Raw genomic sequence first — 4,888 nt, 5'->3', positions numbered from 1 at the left:
GAGCTCTTGATTGCCAGGATTGTCGAGCACGCCAACGAGCGCCTTGCTGGCCCGCGAATAGCCGGCCGCGGCAAGAAAAAGGCCGACGACTGCTATCACCAGGCCAATTGCTGATGTCGTGTCGGACAGCCAGTATGTCAGATAGGTGTTGTTCATCGCGCCCTCCTGGGCAGACCAAGGCGCTGATTGGCGACGTCAGGCCAAGTGCGCAAGTTGACGCACGTGGACCGGGAGCGCTTGGCCCAACCAGCCCTTCTCAGTCTTCCTCGTCATATCCGAGCAGGGTCAGGAGCTGGTCGACAAGCAGTTCGGCCACAGTCCGATTGAGGGCAAGCTCGATCGCCCCGTCGTCGGTCTCGAGATTCAGCAGCGCCAGAAGCGGCTCTTCGTTCACCACCGTCGCATCGACGGCCAACACCCGGTTCGGCGCCGTGTTCGTCAATCTTGCCATGGACCAGCCCCCTGTTAAGACGCCAGCAAACCACCACACGCGGCGTCTGTCGAGCAGACGGCGCACATTGCTTGTCGCCACGTGCCGACCCTGTCCCGTTTCGAGACAAAAATCATGGCACGCTCCATGCATCGAAGTGCTTGCCGGCGGTTGCCGGAACCTGGTTTGTCTCAAATCAGGGACAGGCTCGCCGGGGGTGGGGATGGGGTTTTCCCCCGGCGGGCTCCTGCTCTTTCGAGCAGGTAGCGATCAACGCACGCTCCGCCTATCAATGCCCCAGCAGCGCCGTCACCGAAATCGCCGCCAGCGCCAGAACCGCCAGCTTCCAGAAATCGCGCCGTTGCCTGAGGCCCGGCAAGCCAAGCGGCTTGATCAGTTGGATCGCCATGATGGCCAGGATAACGAGCGAAAGCGCTTTCGACATGCCGTCTTTGATCAACTTAGCGCGCGCCTGTCAAAGTGCGAGCGCCAATCTGCTATCGTTGCAACCGGCCCTTGGCATTCCCGCCGAAGGTCGCGCGTGATCTGGTGAACAGCGGAAGTGCGCAAAACCGCGTCGGAATATCAGGCAAATCGGGGCTCATGCGCTGCCCCTTAAACCAAGGTCAAATGGACGCCCCGTCTGCCGGGCGGGTACAGATATGGCAACAAAGACGCCCTGAAGGGCCAAATCCTGGGAAGGAAACGCCATGCCATCTCGCTATCACGAGGTCTATGACGGTTGGGTTCGCGATCCCGAGGGCTTCTGGGCCGAGGCGGCAAGGGCGATCGACTGGTTCAAGCCCTGGGACAAGGTTTTCGATGCCGAAGGCGGCGTCTATGGCCGGTGGTTCACCGGGGCCGAGTGCAACACCTGCTACAACGCGCTCGACCGCCATGTCGCTTCCGGCCGCGCCGAGCAGGTAGCGCTGATCCACGACARCCCGATCACCGGCACCCAGAAGAAATTCACCTATGCCGGACTGCTCGCCGAGGTGAATGCGCTGGCCGCCGTGCTCCAGGACCAGGGCGTGCAAAAAGGCGACCGCGTCATCATCTACATGCCGATGGTGCCGGAAGCAGCCTTTGCCATGCTGGCCTGCGCCCGCCTGGGGGCCATCCATTCGGTGGTGTTCGGCGGCTTTGCCGCCAAGGAACTCGCCACCCGCATCGACGATGCCACGCCCAAGCTGATCATCTCGGCTTCCTGCGGCATCGAGCCCGGCCGCGTCATCGCCTACAAGCCGCTGCTCGACGGCGCCATCGAGTTCTCCGCCCACAAGCCCGAAGCTTGCGTGATCCTGCAGCGGCCGCAACTCACCTGCGACCTCGTTGCCGGTCGCGACATCGACTATGCCGAGGCGGTAGGCAGCGCCAAGGCCGCCGGGCGCACGGTCGATTGCGTCTCCGTTGCCGCCACCGATCCGCTCTACGTGCTCTACACCTCAGGCACCACCGGCCAGCCCAAGGGCGTGGTCCGTGACAATGGCGGCCACATGGTCGCGCTCAAATGGTCGATGGAAAACGAATTCGGCGTCAAGCCGGGCGAGGTCTTTTGGGCGGCGTCCGATGTCGGTTGGGTCGTCGGCCATTCCTACATCGTTTATGGCCCGCTGCTGCATGGCGCCACCACCATCCTGTTCGAGGGCAAGCCGGTCGGCACGCCCGATGCTGGCACATTCTGGCGTGTCATTTCGGAACACGAGGTCGTGGCACTCTTCACCGCGCCCACCGCTTTCCGCGCCATCAAGAAGGAAGACCCGCAAGGCACCTTCGTTCCACAATATGATTTGTCGAAATTCCGCACGCTGTTCCTCGCCGGCGAGCGCGCCGATCCCGAAACCATCAAATGGGCCGAGCACAAGCTCAATGTGCCGGTCATCGATCATTGGTGRCAGACTGAAACAGGCTATCCGATCAGCCAGAACCCGGTCGGGCTTGGGCTGTTGCCGGTCAAATACGGCTCGCCCTGCGTGCCGATGCCCGGCTACGACGTGCGTGTGCTCGACGACGCAGGCCATGAAGTGCCACGCGGCACGCTCGGCAATGTCGTGATCAAACTGCCCTTGCCGCCCGGCTGCCTGCCGACGCTGTGGCACGCCGACGAACGCTTCTTCAATGCATACCTCGCCGAGTTCCCCGGCTACTACAAGACGGCTGATGCCGGTTACATCGACGATGAGGGCTACCTCTTCATCATGGCCCGCACCGACGACATCATCAACGTCGCCGGCCACCGCCTGTCGACGGGTGGCATGGAAGAGGTCGTTGCCGAACATCCAGATGTCGCCGAATGCGCCGTGATCGGCATTGCCGACGCGATGAAGGGTCRGATCCCTTGCGGCTTCATCGTGCTCAACTCCGGCGTCAACCGCGACACCGGCACGATCGAAAAGGAGGTCGTGGGCCTCGTCCGCGACCGCATCGGCCCGGTCGCCGCCTTCAAGATGGTGGTCACCATCAAGCGCCTGCCCAAGACGCGCTCGGGCAAGATCCTGCGCGGCACCATGCAGAAGATCGCTGATCGCGAGGACTGGAAAATGCCGGCCACCATCGACGATCCAGCCATCCTCGACGAAATCACCGAAGCGCTGAAGGCAAGAGGCATCGGGGTCTGAACTCGGGCCCCACCCATCCTGCCACCCCTGGCGCCACTATCCGGGCGGCATTTTCTCGAATGTCTGCAACGCGGGATCCATCCTATCCCAGGCATGGCCGCGGACGGCGTATGTCACCACCTGCGGGTTGAACTGGCCAGGTTCGTCAAGACTGGTCGCGTGGACCGCAATCACGTCCGGCATGGCCACGAATGTCAGGTAAACAGGCGTTCCACAGGTCGGGCAGAAGGCGTGGATCTTTTCGTTGCCGCTGTCGCCCGCGACCCGCCAGCTGTTTGCTTCACCGGTAATTGTCACATCGGCGCGCTGAGCGAAGGTCAGATAGGATCCATGCCCCGTGCCGCTGCGTTTCTGGCAATCGCGGCATTGGCAGTGGTTCTCGAAGATGGGTTCGCTGCCCGTTTCATAGCGGATCGCCCCACAGGCACATCCGCCGCTATAACGTTTGGTCATAGTCATTCTCCCGCAAGTCCTGATCGGCCCAGAAACGGATCAGGCCGATTTCGGCTTGGCGAAAAGGTCGATGGGGCGGCCGGTTTCCAGGAAGGATTTCAGGCTGGACAGTACGATCGGCCAGCCCTTGCTGATGCCCTTCGCCATGCCGCTGCCGGCTTCGAGTTCGTCATGCGTGACGGTCAGCCGGACCATGGTGTCGTCGTATTCCTCGATGTCGAACGTCACCCKGCTGTAGCTGGCCGGATCGGCGGCCTCAGACGGGTCTGCCCAGGTGATGACGAGGCTGCGGGGTGGCGCGATCTCGACGACCTTGCCGACAATTTTGACAGCCCGCTCATCATTGGCTTCGACATGTTCCCAACTCGAGCCAGCACGCCAGTCGGAGACGTTCTCGTGCCCCCAGTAACGCCTTGCGACGTCAGGTTTCGTGATGGCCTCAAACACCTTCGCGGGCGTCGAGAAAATATAGGTCACGTAAACAAAGCTGGTCTTGCCCTGGGTCATCGCTATTCTCCTTCGAGTTCCTTTTTCAGATCGTGCAGCAGGCTGAGCCGCTGACGTTCGAATTTCCGCACCCACCGCTCGTAGACCTCGTGCAGCGGCACGGGATTGATGAAGTGCAGCTTTTCGCGGCCACGCCTGACCGTGCTGACCAGGTTGGCCGCCTCGAGGATTTCGAGGTGCTGCGTGGCGGATTGCCGGGCCATATCAAGGTTTTCGCAAAGCTGACCGAGCGTCTGCCCGTTCTTTTCGCAAAGAAGATCAAGCAGCCTTCTGCGTGTCGCGTCRCCCAGCGCTTTGAAAACCTTGTCATCGTCCATCAGTCTCACTCTGTGTGAAAGTACAATATGCAGGTAAATGCCTGCATGTCAAATGGCAACTAACCCCGCCCCCCATGGCGCGACCGCGCATCTGACAGGGCGCACGGCGCTATTACAGCCGGCATCGTCCGCTTCGGTATTGCGCCGCAGCGACGCGCAGGGCACTTTGCCCGCGAACGGGCATATCGGGAGTTGTTGCATGCTGCGAAACTGGGTCATCAGGTACTGGTATTCATTCTCGATGACCGGCTTGCTGTTGGGTACGCTGTTTTTTGCCGCGTCGCTGACACCAACCTTGATCCCGCGCAACTACGTCACCCAGGGCGCGCTGTCGGGTTTTTCGGCGGCCGCAGGCTACGGCGTCGGTTTCTTCCTGCGCTGGCTTTGGCACTATCTCGAACTACCCGAACTCAGGTCCCGCGTGCTCAGGGTGTCCAAGCTCGTCGGAGCGGTAGCCTGCGGCATCATCGGCCTGCTCTTTCTCTGGCGCGCGGCCGAGTGGCAGAACTCCATCCGCAGCCTGATGAAGCTCCCTCCCGTCGACACCGGCCACCCGCTTGAGG

7 protein-coding genes are annotated in these 4,888 nt (G+C 61.8%); 2 read left to right on the top strand and 5 right to left on the bottom strand.

Annotated elements, in window-relative coordinates:
* Positions 1 to 256 precede the first annotated feature (256 nt).
* Together AC1DUU_RS22970 and AC1DUU_RS22965 are read right to left on the bottom strand one after the other, a co-directional pair.
* Positions 257 to 451: a hypothetical protein gene (locus tag AC1DUU_RS22970; RefSeq protein WP_476785694.1), complete on the bottom strand. Its 195-nt coding sequence runs from the start codon at positions 449 to 451 to the stop codon at positions 257 to 259.
* 268 nt (positions 452 to 719) lie between these two features.
* Positions 720 to 890 (bottom strand): hypothetical protein, encoded by a 171-nt coding sequence (locus AC1DUU_RS22965; RefSeq protein WP_476785695.1) that lies wholly within the window; start codon positions 888 to 890, stop codon positions 720 to 722.
* Between the two features lie 250 nt (positions 891 to 1,140).
* Between AC1DUU_RS22965 and AC1DUU_RS22960 the strand changes: the two genes are divergently transcribed.
* Complete coding sequence (locus tag AC1DUU_RS22960; protein WP_476785693.1) at positions 1,141 to 3,048, top strand: propionyl-CoA synthetase; 1,908 nt, start codon at positions 1,141 to 1,143, stop codon at positions 3,046 to 3,048.
* Positions 3,049 to 3,084: 36 nt separating this feature from the next.
* On the opposite strand, the gene AC1DUU_RS22955 is transcribed toward AC1DUU_RS22960, so the two are convergent.
* Genes AC1DUU_RS22955 through AC1DUU_RS22945 form a run of 3 tightly spaced genes read right to left on the bottom strand, consistent with a single transcriptional unit; the run spans position 3,085 to position 4,325 of the window.
* Entirely contained in the window at positions 3,085 to 3,501 is a 417-nt protein-coding gene (locus tag AC1DUU_RS22955) for a GFA family protein (RefSeq protein WP_476785692.1), read from the bottom strand.
* Between the two features lie 39 nt (positions 3,502 to 3,540).
* Entirely contained in the window at positions 3,541 to 4,008 is a 468-nt protein-coding gene (locus tag AC1DUU_RS22950; protein ID WP_476785691.1) for an SRPBCC family protein, read from the bottom strand.
* Positions 4,009 to 4,010: 2 nt separating this feature from the next.
* Positions 4,011 to 4,325, bottom strand: a complete 315-nt coding sequence (locus AC1DUU_RS22945) for an ArsR/SmtB family transcription factor (protein WP_476785690.1) — start codon at positions 4,323 to 4,325, stop codon at positions 4,011 to 4,013.
* 199 nt (positions 4,326 to 4,524) lie between these two features.
* On the opposite strand from AC1DUU_RS22945, the gene AC1DUU_RS22940 reads away from it, so the two are divergent.
* Positions 4,525 to 4,888: alpha/beta-hydrolase N-terminal domain-containing protein (locus tag AC1DUU_RS22940; RefSeq protein WP_476785689.1), on the top strand; the 364-nt coding region annotated here is incomplete at its 3' end.

It is taken from the genome of Aminobacter sp. P4_H6_2, assembly GCF_056400805.1.
This window is presented reverse-complemented; position numbering and strand designations above follow the sequence as displayed.